Origin of the sequence: Occallatibacter riparius, assembly GCF_025264625.1 — a bacterium.
Classification (GTDB): domain Bacteria; phylum Acidobacteriota; class Terriglobia; order Terriglobales; family Acidobacteriaceae; genus Telmatobacter; species Telmatobacter riparius.
In genome coordinates, this window is the sequence record NZ_CP093313.1 from 1,530,452 (window position 1) to 1,548,529 (window position 18,078).

16 protein-coding genes and 1 tRNA gene are annotated in these 18,078 nt (G+C 59.5%); 6 read left to right on the top strand and 11 right to left on the bottom strand.

What is annotated here, in order from left to right; all coding sequences use genetic code 11:
* The first annotated feature begins 52 nt into the window (after positions 1-52).
* Both MOP44_RS06050 and MOP44_RS06055 read left to right on the top strand, forming a co-directional pair.
* Positions 53-1,447 (top strand): acetyl ornithine aminotransferase family protein, encoded by a 1,395-nt coding sequence (locus MOP44_RS06050; protein ID WP_260795046.1) that lies wholly within the window; start codon positions 53-55, stop codon positions 1,445-1,447.
* Between the two features lie 98 nt (positions 1,448-1,545).
* Entirely contained in the window at positions 1,546-2,007 is a 462-nt protein-coding gene (locus tag MOP44_RS06055; RefSeq protein WP_260795047.1) for a YraN family protein, read from the top strand.
* 7 nt (positions 2,008-2,014) lie between these two features.
* On the opposite strand, the gene iscX is transcribed toward MOP44_RS06055, so the two are convergent.
* From iscX to MOP44_RS06100, 9 genes are all read right to left on the bottom strand, one after another.
* Complete coding sequence (gene iscX / locus MOP44_RS06060) at positions 2,015-2,233, bottom strand: Fe-S cluster assembly protein IscX (RefSeq protein ID WP_260795049.1); 219 nt, start codon at positions 2,231-2,233, stop codon at positions 2,015-2,017.
* 9 nt (positions 2,234-2,242) lie between these two features.
* A complete protein-coding gene (locus MOP44_RS06065) occupies positions 2,243-2,656 on the bottom strand; it encodes a 2Fe-2S iron-sulfur cluster-binding protein (protein WP_260795050.1) in 414 nt (137 codons plus the stop codon).
* Between the two features lie 73 nt (positions 2,657-2,729).
* Positions 2,730-4,670: a Fe-S protein assembly chaperone HscA gene (gene hscA / locus MOP44_RS06070; RefSeq protein WP_260795051.1), complete on the bottom strand. Its 1,941-nt coding sequence runs from the start codon at positions 4,668-4,670 to the stop codon at positions 2,730-2,732.
* 114 nt (positions 4,671-4,784) lie between these two features.
* Positions 4,785-5,489, bottom strand: a complete 705-nt coding sequence (gene hscB, locus MOP44_RS06075; protein ID WP_260795052.1) for a Fe-S protein assembly co-chaperone HscB — start codon at positions 5,487-5,489, stop codon at positions 4,785-4,787.
* 25 nt (positions 5,490-5,514) lie between these two features.
* Positions 5,515-5,871: a HesB/IscA family protein gene (locus MOP44_RS06080; RefSeq protein WP_260796617.1), complete on the bottom strand. Its 357-nt coding sequence runs from the start codon at positions 5,869-5,871 to the stop codon at positions 5,515-5,517.
* Positions 5,872-5,975: 104 nt separating this feature from the next.
* Positions 5,976-6,356 (bottom strand): carboxypeptidase-like regulatory domain-containing protein, encoded by a 381-nt coding sequence (locus tag MOP44_RS06085; protein ID WP_260795053.1) that lies wholly within the window; start codon positions 6,354-6,356, stop codon positions 5,976-5,978.
* A gap of 33 nt (positions 6,357-6,389) precedes the next feature.
* Positions 6,390-6,812, bottom strand: coding sequence for a Fe-S cluster assembly scaffold IscU (gene iscU / locus MOP44_RS06090; RefSeq protein ID WP_260795054.1), 423 nt, complete (start codon positions 6,810-6,812; stop codon positions 6,390-6,392).
* Positions 6,813-6,953: 141 nt separating this feature from the next.
* Positions 6,954-8,207 (bottom strand): IscS subfamily cysteine desulfurase, encoded by a 1,254-nt coding sequence (locus MOP44_RS06095; protein ID WP_313901052.1) that lies wholly within the window; start codon positions 8,205-8,207, stop codon positions 6,954-6,956.
* A gap of 73 nt (positions 8,208-8,280) precedes the next feature.
* Entirely contained in the window at positions 8,281-8,748 is a 468-nt protein-coding gene (locus MOP44_RS06100) for an RrF2 family transcriptional regulator (RefSeq protein WP_260795055.1), read from the bottom strand.
* 254 nt (positions 8,749-9,002) lie between these two features.
* On the opposite strand from MOP44_RS06100, the gene MOP44_RS06105 reads away from it, so the two are divergent.
* Positions 9,003-9,167 (top strand): hypothetical protein, encoded by a 165-nt coding sequence (locus MOP44_RS06105; RefSeq protein WP_260795056.1) that lies wholly within the window; start codon positions 9,003-9,005, stop codon positions 9,165-9,167.
* A gap of 13 nt (positions 9,168-9,180) precedes the next feature.
* Here the strand turns inward: MOP44_RS06105 and MOP44_RS06110 are convergent, their stop codons facing one another.
* Positions 9,181-9,747 (bottom strand): CDP-alcohol phosphatidyltransferase family protein, encoded by a 567-nt coding sequence (locus MOP44_RS06110; RefSeq protein WP_260795057.1) that lies wholly within the window; start codon positions 9,745-9,747, stop codon positions 9,181-9,183.
* A gap of 298 nt (positions 9,748-10,045) precedes the next feature.
* On the opposite strand from MOP44_RS06110, the gene MOP44_RS06115 reads away from it, so the two are divergent.
* Positions 10,046-10,122 (top strand) — tRNA-Val (locus tag MOP44_RS06115).
* 7 nt (positions 10,123-10,129) lie between these two features.
* Here MOP44_RS06115 and MOP44_RS06120 read toward each other — a convergent pair.
* On the bottom strand, positions 10,130-10,663 hold the full coding sequence (locus MOP44_RS06120) for a hypothetical protein (RefSeq protein ID WP_260795058.1): 534 nt from the start codon (positions 10,661-10,663) through the stop codon (positions 10,130-10,132).
* A gap of 233 nt (positions 10,664-10,896) precedes the next feature.
* On the opposite strand from MOP44_RS06120, the gene MOP44_RS06125 reads away from it, so the two are divergent.
* Positions 10,897-13,617: a carboxylesterase family protein gene (locus MOP44_RS06125; RefSeq protein WP_260795059.1), complete on the top strand. Its 2,721-nt coding sequence runs from the start codon at positions 10,897-10,899 to the stop codon at positions 13,615-13,617.
* A 129-nt stretch (positions 13,618-13,746) separates the two neighbouring features.
* Positions 13,747-17,952 carry an MBG domain-containing protein gene (locus tag MOP44_RS06130; RefSeq protein ID WP_260795061.1) on the top strand — a complete coding sequence of 1,402 codons (4,206 nt, stop codon included), beginning with the start codon at positions 13,747-13,749 and terminating at the stop codon, positions 17,950-17,952.
* Positions 17,953-18,078: the final 126 nt, after the last annotated feature.

An 18,078-nucleotide genomic window follows, 5' to 3' on the forward strand; every position in this document is an offset into this window, starting at 1 on the left:
TGGCTGCTCTACTCCCACGGCCTGGCCACACAACCTATCGAGGAGGACGATCATGACCGACAAGTCTTTGCACGAACAGTACGGGCCCAAGCTGGTAACGGAACTTCCGGGGCCGAAGGCCAAGGCCGCCGTTGAGGCCGATGACCGCCTGATTTCGCCGAGCTATACGCGCTCGTATCCGCTGGTGGCGAAGAGCGGTAAAGGTGTCCGCGTCACGGATGTGGATGGGAATGAGTTCCTGGACTTTTCCGCAGGGATTGCCGTGACGTCAACCGGCCATTGCCATCCTGAAGTTGTGGCGGCGATCCAGAAACAGGCCGCGGAGTTGATTCACATTTCGGGTACGGACTTTTATAACGAGCCGCTGACGGATCTGGCTGCGAAGCTTTCTGCAGTCGCGCCGATGAAGGGACCGCATCGTTTCTTCTATGGCAATTCCGGCGCCGAAGCGGTGGAGTGCGCGATGAAGCTGGCGCGTTATCACACGGAGCGGCAGAACATCATTGCGTTCCTGGGCGCGTTTCACGGGCGCACGATGGGCGCGTTGTCGCTGACCGCGTCGAAGCCGCAGCAGAAGAGGCGCTTCGCTCCGCTTGTTCCAGGTGTAACGCATGTGCGCTATCCCTACGCGTATCGCGGGTGTACGGGCGGGCCGCAGGAAGAAGAGGCGTTCGCACTGGGTTGTGCGCGGTATATCGAGGAGAAGCTGTTCAAGACGATTCTACCTCCGGAGGAAGTGGCTGCGATCTTCGTCGAACCGATCCAGGGCGAGGGCGGATACGTGGTTGCGCCGGCCAACTTTATGCGCGAGCTGCGCGCGATCTGCGACAAGTACGGGATTCTGCTCGTAGTGGATGAGGTGCAGAGCGGCGCGGGACGCACGGGCAAGTGGTGGGCGGTGGAGCACACCGGCGTGGAGCCCGACATTGTCTGCATGGCCAAGGGCATCGCGAGCGGCATGCCGCTGGGCATCTGCATGAGCCGTGCCGAGATCATGGACTGGGTGCCGGGCTCGCATGCGTCGACGTTCGGCGGCAATCCGGTATCGCTGGCGGCGGCACTGGCAACCATCGACGTGCTGCAGCGCGAGGGTATCGCGAATGCTGCGCGCGTGGGCAGGTTGATGCTGGAACGTCTGAACGGGTGGAAGGAGACGCATCCGCTGGTGGGCGATGTGCGCGGACGCGGCCTGATGATCGGCATTGAACTGGTGAAGGACAGGGCGACGCGCGTGCCCGCGACTGCTTTGCGCAATCGGGTGGAGACGCTGGCGTTCGAACGCGGTCTGATGATCCTCGGCTGCGGTGAAACATCGATTCGGCTGTGCCCGCCGCTGATTGTGAGCGAAGAAGAGGCGACCGTGGCACTCGACATTCTGGAAGAGGCGCTGACGATTGTCGAGAAGGAACACTCGCGCGAAGCCGAGATGGAGATGGCGGGAGCTTGATTTGCGGGCAACGGAACAGGAAGGGCCGGGCAAGCGCTCGGCCCTTTCATTTTGGGTGCATTTGCAACTATGCGCTCGCAGCGTAACAATGGTCAGCCATGGGGACAAGGCAGCTTACTGGTGCGCTGCTGGAGCGTAGCCTGGCGGCGCTGGACAGGATTGCCCGATGGCGCAAGGCGCCGGAATTGCCTCTGCATCTGCAGACAGGATTAGCGGGCGAAGATGCTGCGTTTTTCGAACTGCGGCGAAAGGGCTACACGGTGGTGGCGCGGCGGTGGTCGGCGGGAAACATCTCCGGCGACATGGACCTGATTGCGTGGCAGGGGCCAATGCTAGTCTTCATCGAAGTGAAGACGCGAACCGCGCATGACATGTCACCGGCGGAGTCGGCCGTGGACCGGCACAAGCAGTATGTGCTGCGCAGGCTGGCGCGCGCTTACGTGCGGCAATTGCCGCAGGCAGAGGCGCCGCCCGTGCGGTTCGATGTAATGAGCGTGTACCTAGTGCCGGGCGAGAAGCGCGAGATCGTGCACTTCGAGAATGCGTTCGGGTGGAGCTAAGCGCCGCTTAGGCCTTGGCGTCTTCGTACTCTTCATGCCAGGCCATCTGGATGGCTTCGAGACGCGACTCGTTCGACTTGGCGGGATCGTCTGCGAAACCTTCGAGTTCGGTGACGTAGCGGTGCAGATCAGTGAATCGAACCGTAAGGGGATCGATGTCGGGGTGCTTCTCCTGAAGCTGAATGCCGATTTCTTCGGCGTCGGTCCAATGAATTTCGCGGGGCATCGGAGTCCTCTACTTATTCTCGGCCATCGTCAGCGGCTTGCCTTCGGACGTGTAGTTGCGGTTCCACTTGGGGATCTCGACGACGTAGTTGCCGGGCTTGGTGATGACGGCCTGGCAGCCGAGACGCGAATTGAGTTGCTGGTCGGCAGCCATGTCAAGGCGATCCAGTTCATCGTCGTCGGCTTCAGTGATACCGGTCTGATCCTTGATCCAGAGGTGACAGGTGGTGCAGGCGCAGACACCGCCACAGGCGTGGTCGAGGAAGATGCCGAAGTTCTCGGCGACATCGAGGAACGACATCGGCTTGCCGTGGTGATCGTAGGGCAGGGTGCCGTATTCGAATTCAACGGTCTTCCCTTCCGGCTCGAAGGTGACGCGCACGAGCTTCTCAGGAGGGATGTTGGTTGTATTTGCTCCACTCATAAACTTGCCTCTCGGGATCTTGCTTCAGGTCTTGGTTCGGGATGGCCGGCACGGCTCAAGCCGAGCCCTAGCCTTATTTGAATTCTGCCGGCGCCATGGGATGAGGCGCCGTGACGTTGTCGTCGAGCTCTTCGCCGGCGGCGTCCATGGTTTTGCCGCGAATGGCCGTGGTCACGGCGGATTCCATCATCAGTTCTGCGAAATGCCGCGTGGCCTGGTCGAGAGCGACTGTGGCTTCACGAATAGCGGCCATATCATCGCCCAGCTTCACGGATGCGAGATGATCGCGGGCGGCGGCGATGCGCGCCTGCTCTTCGCCGGTGAGTTGCTTCCAGACTGAATGCTCCGGAGCTCGCTCGACGGCGGAGAGAATTGTTTCGGCTTCGTTGCGCGCTTCGATCAGGAGGCGCTTGGCAAAGTCTTCTTCGGCGTGATCGAACGAGTCGAGGATCATGCTCTCGACCTGCTCGTCTGTGAGGCCGTATGTGGGTTTGACTTCGATCTGCGCTTCTTTGCCGCTGCGCTGCTCGCGTGCGGAGACGTGCAGAATGCCGTCGGCATCAATGAGGAACTTGACTTCGATGCGGGGCAGGCCGGCGCTCATGGGCGGAATGCCCTTGAGGTCGAAGCGCGCCAGCGAACGGCAATCGGATGCGAGTTCGCGCTCGCCCTGCACCACGTGAATGGCGACGTTGGTCTGGCCGTCGACACCGGTGGTGAAGTGCTCGGTGGCGGAAGCCGGAATGGTCGAGTTGCGTTGAATGATCTTGGCGACAGTGCCGCCGAGCGCTTCGATGCCGAGCGAGAGTGGCGTGACGTCGAGCAGCAGCAGTTCTTCGGTGGCCTTCGATGCGCCGGCGAGGATGTCCGCCTGGACGGCGGCTCCGAGAGCTACGACTTCATCGGGATTGAGCTCGGTGTGGGCCTTCTTGCCGCGCGCGCTGAGTTGGAAGAGTTCGTCCACCAGCTTGCGAACGGCGGGGATGCGCGTGGAGCCGCCGACTAGAACGACTTCGTCAATCTGATCGGACGTGAGGCCGGCGTCGAGTATGGCCTGCTTGCAGGGGCCGGCGGTGCGCTCGAGGATCGGCTCGATGAGCTGCTCATAAACTTCGCGAGGGATCTCACGCTGATAGCGGTCGCCGTTGGGGAGTTCGATCTCGAACTGCGCAATGAGATCGTGCGAGAGGCGGATCTTGGCATCGATTGCGGCTTTACGGATGGCCTGCACCGCGCCGGGTTGCGAACGGAGGTCAACGCCGTGCTCAGAGTAGACTTCATCGAGCGCGATGGAGACGAGGAGGTTGTCGATGTCGTCGCCGCCGAGGTGCGTGTCACCGTTGGTGGACTGCACTTCGAAGATGCCGTCGCGCAGCTTGAGGATCGAAATATCGAACGTGCCACCACCCAAGTCGTAGACGGCGATGGTGCCTTCCTTGGCACGATCAAGTCCGTAGGCAAGCGCGGCGGCTGTGGGCTCGTTTACGAGGCGCAGCACTTCGAGGCCGGCCATCCGACCTGCGTCTTTCGTGGCCTGTCGCTGGGCATCATTGAAGTATGCAGGCACGGTGATGACGGCCTGAGTGACAGGTGTGCCGAAGAAGCGCTCCGCATTGCGCTTGAGCTGGCGCAGCACGTAGGCGGAGATTTCGGGTGGCGTGAACTTCAGCTCGCCAAGCTGGATGCGTGGGACTTCGCCCTCTTCTGCATCTTCAGCGAGGCGGAAGGGGAAGAACCTCAGCTCCTTCTGGACTTCGCTTAGGCCGCGGCCCATGAGGCGCTTCACTGAGTAGATGACGCGCTCCGGCGTTTCAATGAGCGACTTGCGCGCACTATTGCCGACGGTGACCGTGGGGCGGCCGCCCTCCTTCGGCATGGGATCCAATGCAACCACAGACGGTACGAGATTCGAGCCGTCTACGCCGGGAATGACCACCGGCTTCTCGCCTTCCATGTATGCGACCAGGGAGTTAGTAGTTCCCAAGTCAATGCCGACTACGCGTCCTTCAGCCATTGTTATCCTCGAGGGCGCTGACCGCTCCGGGCGCTTCCCTCAGGGGCTAAAGCCCCATCGAATTTGAAACCGCGTTTGCGGCACGACTGAAGTCGTGCCCTTTCACAAAACTCTCTAACTCCCAAGGGTCTCGTTGACTTCGCGGACCAGGTTGCTGAGGTAGCGCCTGCGATCAAGCAGAGCCACCATCTTGTTTTGTGCGGTGTGCCGAGCCTCGTCGTCGCCGTTGTCCCAGGCAGTCCACTCGCCGCGCAGATCGTCGTCGACCGCGTTGAGCAGGCCTTCGAACTTCGTCTTAGCCTCGGTGAGGCTTTGCTTGAGGGCGGGATCCTCTTCGCCTGACGCCTTGGCCATGCGCATCTCTTCAAGCTGCATGTTGAGATCGAAGACCTCTTCGAGCAAGTCGGCGGGCGCGCGCGATGCGCCCATTTCATTGGGGCGGCGATTCTTGCCGGCGTGCTCTTCGCCGATCTCGGCGCCGTGCAACTTGAGCAGATACTCGGTGCGGCGGACGGAATCCTTCAACGTGCGATAGGCGTCGTTGAGCAATGCCGTATCGGCCAGGCTCCACTCCTTCTCGGGGTCCGTGGCCCGCGCGAAGCGGTCGGGGTGCAGGCGCCTGCTGAGGCGGTGGAAGCTGTCTTCGAGTGCGGTGAGATCGAGATTGAGGTGGGGCGCTACGCCGAAGATGGAGAAATAGGTGCCCTGCTGCGGCGGCTGGATCTTGCGGCAGTTGGGACAGAACAGTGTTACTTCGTTGTGCGCGACCGAACAGGACCAACACTCAACCGGAACTGCAGAATCGATAACCTTCAACATGTCTGAGCCTTGCTTGCACGGATTGCTACGACGAGAAGGACGAACCGCAGCCGCAAGAACGCGAGGAGTTCGGGTTGACGAAGTTGAACCCTTGCCGCATGAGTGTCTCTTCGTAGTCGAGCGTCATGCCGTGCAGATAGAGAAACGATTTGGGATCGACGAAAACACGCACTCCGTCGAACTCGTAGACGCGGTCGCGCTCGCGGGGGCGAGTGTCGAACTTGATCGAATACGAAAGCCCCGAGCAGCCACCGCCAAGCACGCCGAGGCGCAGGCCGCCTTCTTCCGGCGAAATGCCCTCCTTGGCCATGGCCGCGCGGATCTTCTTCACTGCCCGTTCCGTGACCTGGATGCCGGTAGCCGGACCGGTTGGCGCGGCCATCTTCGGCGGTGCAGCGGACGCGCCTTCGGCGGGCTTGCTTTCGATGCTTACGAAGTTCGACATAATGTTCTTCTTTCCCTGGTACAGTTCAGCCTATTGCACGGTCATTCGACCGACCTTAGCTTTGGGTCTACTTTCATCTTGATGGTGCGCATCGTCACTCCCTCTGTCTTGATCTCAATTCTGCTGCAAGAGGGCAAGAATATTGAGAACATCACGCAGACATCGTAGACCCCGGGGGCAAGTTGTGCTTCAAAGCTCCCCGCCCCATCCGTATCCACCCATTGGTTGGTTGCTATCGTGCGTTTATAAGAACCAGGACGCTCGGAATGAATCAGAACGTGTGCCTGTCCAACGACAGCTTCCGACGGATCGAGGACCTTGCCCCTGAGAATGCCCGGAGTTTGAGCCGCCATCGCCCCGGCACTAATCATCCATGCACAAATCCACAACGCGCCGATCCGCATGGACGTTACTGCCGGCATCTCTCTCCTCGATCCGTACGCCTGTCGCGCAGCCTACTGCGCCGCAGGAACCGTTGCGTGTTCGCCTTCCGGCACGCCGTTCTTCTTCTTCCAGTCGCCGATGGCGGCGCGGATAGCGTCTTCAGCGAGCACCGAGCAGTGAATCTTCACCGGAGGAAGCGAAAGCTCCTTCACGATGTCAGTGTTCTTGATGGCCAGGGCGTCTTCCACCGTGCGGCCCTTGATCCATTCGGTGGCGAGCGAAGAGCTGGCAATTGCCGAGCCGCAGCCGAAGGTCTTGAACTTGGCTTCTTCGATGACTTGCGTTTCGGGGTTCACCTTGATCTGCAGGCGCATGACATCGCCGCACTCAGGGGCGCCGACGAGGCCGGTGCCGACTTCCTGCGAGGCTTTGTCGAGCGTACCCACGTTGCGCGGATTGTTGTAGTGGTCGACCACCTTGTCGCTGTATGCCATTGGTCCCAATCTCCTTCTGCGGGGGAAGCCGCATGTCTTAAGTGATCAGTGAACAGTGTTCAGTGATCAGGGCCTTCTGTTGGATGCCCATGTTCAGCCCGGCGACGCAGGAACTGATCCACTGACAACTGATCACCTGGTTTAGTGCGCCTGCCACTCGATCTTGGTCAGGTCGATGCCGTCCTTCACCATCTCGTAGAGCGGTGAGAGTTCGCGAAGATGCTTCACGATATCGATCACCTTGGCCGCGACGTAGTCGACTTCTGCTTCTGTGTTGAAGCGGCCCAGGCCGAAACGGATGGAACTGTGCGCTACGTCGTCGCCAAGGCCAAGGGCCTTCAACACATAGCTGGGTTCGAGCGTCGCCGAGGTGCAGGCCGAGCCGCTCGAAACAGCCACGTCGTTGATGCCCATCAGCAGCGACTCGCCTTCCACATAGACGAAGCTCATGTTGAGGTTGCCGGGCAAGCGATGCTCCCACGAGCCGTTGATGTGGATGTAGTCAAGTTCTGACTCCAGCTTGTCCTTCAGGCGATCGCGCAGCTTTGTGAGATAGGCCGCTTCTGTTGCCATGTCCTCGCGCGCAATCTCGCAAGCCTTGCCGAGACCGACGATGCCGGGGACGTTGAGAGTGCCGGAGCGCATGCCACGCTCGTGGCCGCCACCGTCGATCTGGGCGGCAATCTGCACGCGGGGGTTGCGCCGGCGAACATAGAGGGCACCTACGCCCTTGGGCCCGTATACCTTGTGCGCCGAGATGGAGGCGACGTCGACGTTGTCCTCAATGACGTTGAAGGGGACCTTGCCGATGATCTGCACCGCGTCAGTATGGAAGATGATGCCCTTTTCATGGCAGATCTTGCCGATCTCGCGAATGGGCTGCAGGACGCCGATTTCGTTGTTGGCAGCCATGATGGTGACGAGGATGGTCTTGTCGTCGATGGCGCGCTTCAGATCTTCAAGGTCGATGAGGCCGTCTGCCTTCACCGGCAGGTAGGTGACGCGATAGCCGTACTTTTCGAGGCGCTTGCAGGTGTCCAGAACGGCTTTGTGCTCAGTGACCTGCGTGATGATGTGGTTGCCGCGCTCGCGGTACATCTCCGCGATGCCCTTGATGGCCAGGTTATTGCTCTCGGTGGCGCCGGAAGTAAAAATGATTTCCTTCGGCGTGGCTCCGATGAGCTTGGCGATCTGCTCGCGTGCGATTTCGACAGCCTGCTCGGCCTCCCATCCGAAGGAGTGGTTGCGGCTGGCGGCGTTGCCGAACTTGCTGGTGAAAAAGGGCATCATCGCTTCCAGCACCCGCGGATCGAGAGGGCTGGTGGCGTGGTTATCCATGTAGATGGGCAGGGTCACTCCCGCCGGCACTTCCACTTGGCTTGAAACTGTACTCATCGCGTGTCCGTCCTTCGTTGCTGCTGCCGTCTGCTGCGGCAGGGGAAGCTTCCTGTTGAACTACTTCAAGTCGCTAGGTAGTGATGGTGACCAGCGCCTGAGCCGGTGGACCGGCATGGGCCGGGGGAGTATTGGGCTCATGCTCCGCCAGGTCGTAAATGCTAATGCTCTTCAGCACGCCCGCAATGGTCTCGTTCACACGCGCGAGCGGTTCTTTGATGGTGCAACTGGGGGTGAGGTCGCAGCCGTGAGCCCCTTTGGTACACGAAGTAATAAAAAACGGTCCGTCGATAGCGTGAATCACTTCAAATGCTGAGATCTGGCGAGCATCTCGCGAAAGCGCATAGCCACCGTTCATGCCGGCATGGGACCGGAGCAGGCCTGTCTTGGTGAGCCGCTGCAGGATCTTCGCGAGCAGCTGCGCCGGAATCCCGTACGCATCGGCGATATCCTTGGCGCTCTGGGCAGGGGCCTCCGGGTGCTCGGCGAGATACTTCAGCGCCATCAGCCCGTAGTCCGCTTTTTTTGTGAGCTTCAGCATGAGAATATCCGACTGGAACGGTCCGTGTTTAGTATACGACCAAATCTGTCCGGCTTTCAACTCAGGCTGAGGTGGAATCTGTGAAATCGCCTGCTGCAAGCAGAATTCAACAAAAAGCCGTTTCCAAATCCGGCCGCAGATGGGTAAAATCTGGCCCAAAGAGCCGGAGGTTCGCGGTAGACGGAGGGATATTCCACTCACGACACCGCGTGTGCCCGGCCGCGGCAGCGCAAATTCAAACAGAACCTGGAACCATGGCGACCGTCTGCAAACACCCGCGAGTGCGCATTGTCTCCCGGCACGACGATATTGAATTCGTCGAATGCCTGGAGTGCGGCGAAATCTTTGATTCCGAAGAGTTTCGCGATATGGAGATCGAGGAAAACGTGGAACCCGAGCAGGCGGAAAGCGAACCCTGAGACTCTCGATCGTTTATGAGGTCGGGCCGTTGTTCGTGGTGTTGATGGCCCCATGCGGACTGATGCGCCGAGTGACCAGCCATGCGTAGTGGAGCCCCGAAGCAATCGTAAGGACTATTGTTGCATCGAGGGCGATGGTGCGGAGCCATCTGACCCAGGCGGAATGGTCCGTTTGAAAGAGCAGGACGGCGGCCACGGCTGTAATCTGGGCCAGAGTGTTGGCTTTTCCGAAGCCGCTGGGCTTGAAGTCGCGCCGGCCGACCGCCGTGTATAGGATGGCTGCGACCACCAGTATGCCGAGATCTCGGCCGAAGACCAGAACCGTGATCCGCACCGGCATCAGATTCATATGCGTCAGCACCAGAAACAGAGTACTAATCAGCAGCTTGTCCGCGACGGGATCGAGGTATTGGCCAAGCACTGTCCGCTGCTTCAAGATTCTGGCCAGGGCGCCGTCCAGTGCATCTGTAATGCCAGCCACCACAAACAACACGAAGCCGAACAGAAATTTGCCTTCGAGGACTGCCGAAACAAGAAACGGGGCAAGGCAAATGCGCCCGATGGTAAGCAGATTCGGCATTGTGCGGAGCGGGTTTCGAGGTGGGCTGGTTTCGTTCATTCGCAATTGACGGTGAATTCTGGAAACGAGCGAACCGCCACCGCATGACGCTCGATTAATAGGCATGCGTCAGCCGCGGTTCGGTTTTGTCAAAGGAATGGTACAGCACGAGGGGCTTACGTTTCAGGGCGGCTTCCCGCACACCTCTAAGTGCTGTTAGACTGGGTGAAGACCGAGAACTGCCCAGCCGAGTTGTATCCGGCGCGGTGCCGCACCAGACTCAGAGGCCCAGGCCGGGATAAAGCGGTTCCTCACCTATAGGCGCGTAGCTCAGTTGGTTAGAGCGCTTCCTTGACACGGAAGAGGTCGTTGGTTCGAATCCAATCGTGCCTACCATTGTTCTTCAAGAACTTAGAGCAGGAACCGTACCGCATGGCATGCTGGGTACAAGAGGTCCAAGACACCCTTTATCTTGGTCTTGACTGCATTGGATTTTCGCAATTCTTTCAGCCACGACTCGATGCGGAACGCCTTGAGATTTGCAATGCGTTCGTCGCCCCCATCTGGGCAAGATGTAGCTGTCCAAGTTGTTCGCGTAGACTTCGCGGGTGAGCTTTGTCTCTCCGCATCCCTCGCCCAGTTCCTTCTCCCGATAATGCTCGGCACGTTCGCTGAGCGTCATGGAAGACGGACTGATGGACTCGGCATTGATGTCCAGCCTCAAAGCATCGACAGCTTTTCGTGCTGCGGTTTCGGTCCTGTACTGCTGCACACTGCCGATGATCTTCTTGCGCTGAATGCTCTTTCCCCCGCCGATCGGTTCACGCCAGCGGTAGACCCATATGTCGGGTACGATGCTTCTCTTCTCCGCTGTCAAAGAACCTTGCTGATAGCGTTCACGCCTGAGCGTAAATTTAGGTGCGCTGTTATTGTGCATGTCGCCTTCCTGAAATGTCGCAGAGTCTCTAGGCCTGGCAGTGGCTCCGAGCCAAACACGCCCTTCGGAAAGCACTCCGAATAACTGTTCTCCCAGCGAGACCGGTCTCCCCCGTATCCCCTTCACTACCTCCTCACGCATTCCACGCTAAGTACGTGCAGCAGCGCACCGCTGCTAATCGCAGGAAGGCGCCATAGGACCTCGCTTTGAACCAGCTCAATTAAATCGATTTTTTGACCTTGCTGGGCGTTCAGCCGGGCATGTATGGTCAGGAGTTCCGTTCATCGAAAGGGACCTCCGACGTGAAAATGCTGCTTTCCGCAATTGTCCTCATGGCTGTTTCTTCGATGGGTGCGGCTGCTTCGACCACAACGAAAGTCGAACAGGGCCAATTGCAGGGCACGCACGAAGACTCGCTCACAGTGTTCAGAGGTGTCCCGTTCGCCGCGCCCCCTGTCGGCGATCTGCGCTGGCGCGCTCCGCAGCTGGCGGCCAAGTGGCAGGGCGTTCGCCCGGCGGACAAGTTCGCGCCGCAGTGTGTGCAGAACCTCGGCAACGGCCCGGACAAGCCTTCGGCTACGAGCGAAGACTGCCTTTATCTCAATGTGTGGACGCCGGCAAAGTCGGCTCATGAGCGCATTCCCGTGCTGGTCTGGATCTACGGCGGCGGTTTCAATGGCGGCGCGACGTGGATTCCGACGTATAGCGGCGAGGTCTTGGCGCGCAAAGGCGTCGTGCTGGTCAGTATTGCGTACCGCGTGGGACCGCTCGGCTTCCTCGCGCATCCGGAGCTGAGTGCGGAGTCGCCGCAGCATGTCTCCGGCAACTACGGATTGCTCGACATGATCGCAGCTCTCCAGTGGATCAAAACGAACATCGCCGCATTCGGGGGCGATCCCAAAAAGGTCACCATCTTCGGTGAATCTGCAGGTGGGATTGCTGTTAGCCAACTTTGCGCATCTCCGCTGGCCAAAGGATTATTCGAGGGCGCGATCTCGGAAAGCGGCGGCTCGTTCGGTCCTCCGCGCCGGGCTGGTGGCCCCGGCGAGAACATGCGTCTTCTTGCGGATGCAGAACGTGACGGGGCATCGCTAGCGCGGGATGCAGGCGCCCATTCGATCGCAGAGCTGCGCAGCCTGCCGCCGCAAAAAATCATGGCTGCCCAGCGCGGCCTCGCGTGGCCCATCGTCGACGGCTGGGTCATTCCGGCCGACCAGTACACGCTCTACCAGAAGAAGCAGTTCAACGATATTCCGGTGCTGATAGGTTACAACTCGGATGAAGGTGCATCGTTCTCTCGTGATCGCACCCCGCGCGAATACGTCGAAGGCGTGCATCAGCGTTACGACAGCTTCGCTGAGAGGCTACTGAAGGCGTACCCGGCAAGCGGGACGACTGTTCCCAAAACGGCGCGCGACCTCAGCCGCGATGCAGCCTTCGGATGGCATACGTGGATCTGGGCGCGCCTGCAATCGCAGTTGGGCTCCGGCAAGGTTTACTACTACTACTTCGACCAGCATCCGCAGGCACCGGCCGATTCGCCACGGCCTGATCTCGGCGCGCCGCATGGCCGCGAGGTCGCTTACGTGTTCGGCCATCTGAACGATCTTCAGCACGAGCAGCCTACGGCCGCCGACCACATCATCTCCGACGCCATGGCCACCTACTGGACGAACTTCGCCAAGTACGGCAATCCCAACGGAAAGGGCATGCCGCAGTGGCCCGCATTCAGCGATCAGAATCCCCATCTCATGTACTTTGCCGGCACGCCGCACACCGGTCCGGTACCCACGCCTGACGGCCTGAACGCGCTCGACGCATACTTCGCATGGCGCCGCTCACCGGAGGGCGTGCGCGATTCGGCAATCGAGGATGCAAAACCCGCCGCTACAAACGTGATGGGCGCGAAGTATCCGCGTGTTCTGCCGGACCACAGTGTTGTGTTCCAACTTAAAGCGCCGTCAGCGGCGTCTGTGGATGTAGACATCACGGGCAAGAAGTTCCCGATGACCAAGGACAGCGACGGCGTCTGGAGTGTGACCACAGAACCGTTGGTAGAAGGCTTCCATTACTACGCTCTCGACGTGGATGGCATCCGCGTCAACGATCCCGGCAGCCATGCGTTCTTCGGCACCGGCAAAGACGCGAGCGGAATCGAAGTGCCCGAAGATGGCGTGGATTACTACCTGTCCCAGCAAGTGCCGCACGGCGATGTCCGCATCCGCATGTACCACTCCAGCATCACCGGCCAGTGGCGCCGCTGCTTCATCTACACGCCACCGGATTATGACTCCAACGCCACGGCGCGTTACCCGGTTCTCTATCTCCAGCACGGGATGGGCGAGGACGAGACCGGATGGATCTTCCAAGGTCACGCTAACCTGATTCTCGATAACCTGATCGCCGCGAAAGAAGCCGTACCCATGATCATCGTCATGGACAACGGGTATGCATCGCGGCCGGCCGGTCCCTTCGCTCCTCCCAGCGCGAGACCGGACGTCACCAGCTTCCAGGACGTGATGATCAAGGAAGTCATTCCCATGATCGATTCCACCTTTCGGACCATTGCGGATCGCGATCACCGGGCGATGGCCGGACTTTCCATGGGCGCCAACCAGGCCCTCCACATTGCCACACAGAACCTCGACACATTCGCCTACATGGCCGGATTCAGCGGCACCATGAACGGACTCAGCACCGATGCGCTCGATCCTGAAACAGCATTTAGCGGCGTATTTAAAGACGGCGCCGCATTCAATCAGAAGGTGAAGCTACTCTGGATCGGCATGGGCACACAGGAGCCCAACCCATTCCCCGGAGCCATCGGCTCGTTCCGCGCGATGCTCGACAAAGCCGGGGTGAAATACGTGTACTTCTCCTCGCCCGGTACTGCGCACGAATGGGTCACCTGGCGGCGCGATCTCAACGATTTCGCGCCAAGGCTATTCCGCTGATCGACCCTCGATTCCGATATCGGGGAGATGCCACCCGACAAATCTCTCTTGTATTCAGTTTGCCCTTGACATGTGAGAAACGTATGTTGTTGGCTTGAGTAAGTTTTCTCCCCCGGGACCGGTCAAAACATGAAAATCAAGACTGTGTTGTCGCACTCAGCCCCCGTGCTGCGTTGGGCGGAGCTTTCCCTGATAGCGTTGGGCTTGTCACTATTCGCCGCTTCGCCGCTACCCGTGTGGGGACAAACCGGATCAAACGCGCTGACCTTGTTCCAGAACTACTTCGTGACTGGCGATTACGTGGTCGCTGGCTGGGTCAAGGGCTCTCCCGATGGGACTGGGTATGCCCCCGGAGCCATCAGCGTTCCCGATACTTTGCAGCCGGGTCAGAATGGTGTGCCCGCCAGTATTCCCAAAGGGGCAGATATCGTCGCCTCGTATCTCTATTGGGCGACGGTGGAAGGCAACCAGTCTACCTTTGCCGGCAAGGCCGCCTACTTCAATGGCTACCCTATCTCGGGAACGGTGCTCGGGAATCCCAACGCCCCGACATCCTGGAGTGCGGGAGGCTGTTCCGGATCTTCCAAAGGGTCAAAGACGATGCGGACCTACCGCGCCGACGTTCACCCGTTTCTTCCGGTAGATACAAATACGACGTCCCCAACTTTTGGCGCGACGATTGCCAGCGGCACTATTCCGGTACGGCTTGCGGATAGCGGAAGCAACGGCAACACCGCGCCGATCGCGCTTGGGGCGACCCTCGTGATCATTTATCGCGTTCTTTCACCAGCTGTTCCTTTGAATTCCATCGTGCTCTACGACGGAGCGTACGCTCCCAGCAATGCAGGCACGAGCATGAGCCAATCGTTGGTGGGCTTTTACGAGCCCGCAAGCAGCCCGGTTGCGAAGATCACGCATATCGTGGCCAACGGGCAGACCAATAAAGGCGAACTGGTGTATCTGAATACCGCTTCCCAGCCGTTGCCGTCGCTGTATGGAGGCACGTCGCCTTTTCCAGGCATATATGGATCGTGGGATAACCCAACCTGGACTCTCAACGGCTACGTGAAACCGACGGATACCTCTGAGACAACTTCAGTAGTTCCGACCGCGAGCAACAGCGGTTGCGTCTCGTGGGGAGCCATCGTCATGAGCACTTCCGTTCAGGATACGGATAGTGATGGCCTGCTGGACGTGTGGGAGACCAACCAGGGATATACGGATGCGACGAGCGGGCAGTGGGTGCCGCTGCCGGGAGCCGACCCGAATGCAAAGGACATCTTTATCGAGCTTGACTACCTGAACAATATGGGTGGTTCGGGCGGCCCTTACCTGCATTCTCACTTGCCCAAGAAGGCGGCTCTCGATGCCGTGGGAAATGCTTTCGCGAATCAAAATATCCAAGTACATTTCGATCTCGGCCCTGGCATCTACCAGGGGGATCCTTACGTGATCTCCTATCCAGTCTCCATCCCCAGTCCCCTTCCTGCTGGAACACTGGCGCCTCAGACCGGCGCAGGCGGCAACTCGATTCCAGAGGGGCAGGTTTTGTGCAACGATGGCGCAACGCTTTGCGCCTATCCGGGACAGCCGGCGATTGGTTGGAAGGGAGGGTTCGAGTACACCAAGAACTCGACCAACCTCGGCAACTTTCAGTCGGGCCGCGCACAGAGCTACCGCTACGTTCTGTTCGGCCACTCCCTGGGACAGCCGCGCGCCTATTGGAGCACAACAGCTTCAGCCCTCAAAATTCCGGTCCTTCCTCAGTTGATCTCAATTGTTAATTCAGGCAACACGGCGACTGTAACCATCCAGTCCCCGCCAGGCTTGATCAAGCCCGGTGATTGTCCGAACGCCGCCTTAGTTGCTTGCGGAGATGCGAGCAGCGCTCGTGTGAGCGTAATCGGAGCCTTGAATCAGACAGTGCTCAACGGCACTTACAGCTTTAGCAATGCTATTTCGACCCTCGCCAATAACGTATACAAAACGACGTTTACGATTCCGACGACGGGCGTCGCGAATGGAACCTACAATTTCGCGTCCGAGCCACAGCTTGCGGTCACCTATCTGGGACCGACGAGTTCGTCGGGGCAAGCCGAACTTGGCGGTGGCGGCGACTCCGCGGTGACTCTGGGGCTCTGGGGGGCCGACGATCCATCCGGCTGTGAGCCCGATCCATCGCAACCGCTTGCATCGGGTCAGGATTACTGCAGCAACGAAGAAGGGACTGTAGCTGAGCAGACCGGAACGCTGCTCCACGAACTGGGTCACTCTCTGGCGCTCACCCACGGAGGAAAGTATTTTCTCGATCCCAATAACCCCAGCTTGCCGACTTATGAATTGAACTGCAAGCCCAACTTCCTGAGCGTGATGAACTACATGTTCCAGGTTCGCGGCTTCGTCGATGGAGGGTTTGACTACTCCTCTCAGACGTTGCCGCCGCTCAATGAACTGTCTCCTTACCTGAGCGAGAGTAGCGGTCTTGGTAACGACATGATCACCGGGCAGCCCGCGGCTCACTTGACCCGCTGGTACGCACCTCCCAATTCGCTCGATATCCAATTGGGAAATCGAGTCGCCCGGAGCCACTGCGATGGCACGCCGCTCGGTCCCAATGACATTCAGGAGATTCGAGTGGATGGGTTCGAAGCATCCGGTGGCACCGACTCCGCACCGCTGGACTTCAACCATGACTTACTTGCGCCGGACGGGATTCTCCCTCCGGGTATCGATCTCAACTACAACGGCGTCACCGGTGATGCGTCATTCTCTGGCTTCAACGACTGGGAAGCTCTCAACCTGCAGCAGATCGGCGCGCGTGAAAATGCCTTTGGCTATTCCGGTAGCGGCGTGAAGTTCGAGGGCGGCGGTGTCAAGTTCGAAGGCGGTGGCGTGAAATTCGAGGGGGGCGGTGTCGACAACGACGGCGGAGGTGTCAAGTTTGAAGGCGGCGGCGTCAAGTTCGAAGGTGGTGGCGTGAAGTTCGAGGGCGGCGGCGTTAACTTCGAGGGGCTCGGCGAACAATCCGAGGATGTCGCCACCACAACAGCCGATCCGCCGACTGCGCTCACGTGCTCCGTTCAAGTTAACGGGGTCGCCGGTTGCACAGGTTCGTCGGCACCCTTCACACAGACTGGAACCAAGGTTCCTCTCTCCTGGACTGCACCGAGCTTCGGCCAGACTCGAAGCTATACGATCGCTCGCGCAATCGGATCGTATACCCCATCCCAACTCGCGACACTGAATCCGAGCCCATTCACAGTCATCGCAACCCTGACGGGCGCACCGCCGGCCCCGAGTTACATTGACACGGCTGTCACAACCAACACAACCTACACATATGCTGTGACGGATGCGAACAAGCAGGGGGCCACCAGCGGTCCATCCAATCTGCTGGTAGTCACCGTCACGAAAGCGATCGCTACCGTTACGCTGGGCGGGCTTAACCAGACCTATACCGGCTCGCCTCTTTCGGTTACGGCAACCACCGTCCCCGGCGGTCTCACTGTCAACGTCACTTACAACGGTAGCGCGACGCCACCGACGGCTCCCGGGACCTACGCTGTTGTGGGTACCGTAAATGATCCCAATTATCAGGGAACCACAACCGGGACTTTGACTATCGTCAAGGCGACGCCGATCGTCTCGACATGGCCGACGGCCAGCGCCATCATCTATGGACAGACGCTCGCTTCGTCGAAGTTGACGGGCGGGATAGCCTCTGTTGCAGGCAGCTTTGCTTTCACCTCGCCTACGACTGCGCCAAACGTGGGAACCGCGCCGCAGAGCGTCACGTTCACGCCAACGGATGCAACCGATTACGTCAGTGTGACGGGCACTGCAAACGTGACCGTCAACAAGGCAACGGCGAGTGTGACGCTGGGAAGTCTCAACCAGACCTACACCGGCTCACCTCTTTCGGCGACAGCAACGACCAGCCCCGCCGGCCTGATCGTGAGCTTCACCTACAACGGAAACGGGGCGTCGCCGACGGCAGCTGGGACGTACACCGTCGTCGGCACGATTAACGATTCCAACTATCAGGGCTCGGCAACCGGAACCTTGACGATTGCTAAGGCAACTCCGACGGTTTCTGCCTGGCCGAAGGCAAGCAACCTCATTTACGGACAGACGCTGAGCAAGTCGACCCTCACCGGCGGCACCGCATCTGTTCCAGGCAAGTTCGCCTGGACTACTCCTGGGCGGGTCCCTCGAATGGGGATTACGGCGCAGAGTGTCACGTTTACTCCCACGGATTCGATCGACTACAAATCTGTCGTCGGAACCGTGAACATCACCGTAACGGACCGTGATGGCGATTTCGATGACGATTAGATAAGCCAGCGTCCGATAGTCCCGACCTTCCCTAGGACTATCGAATAGGTTACCGCCGCAATGCAGACCGGATCAGTTCGCCGCTTTCGATCGACAATGCAACTCGGGATAGGGCGTTGCGTTTCC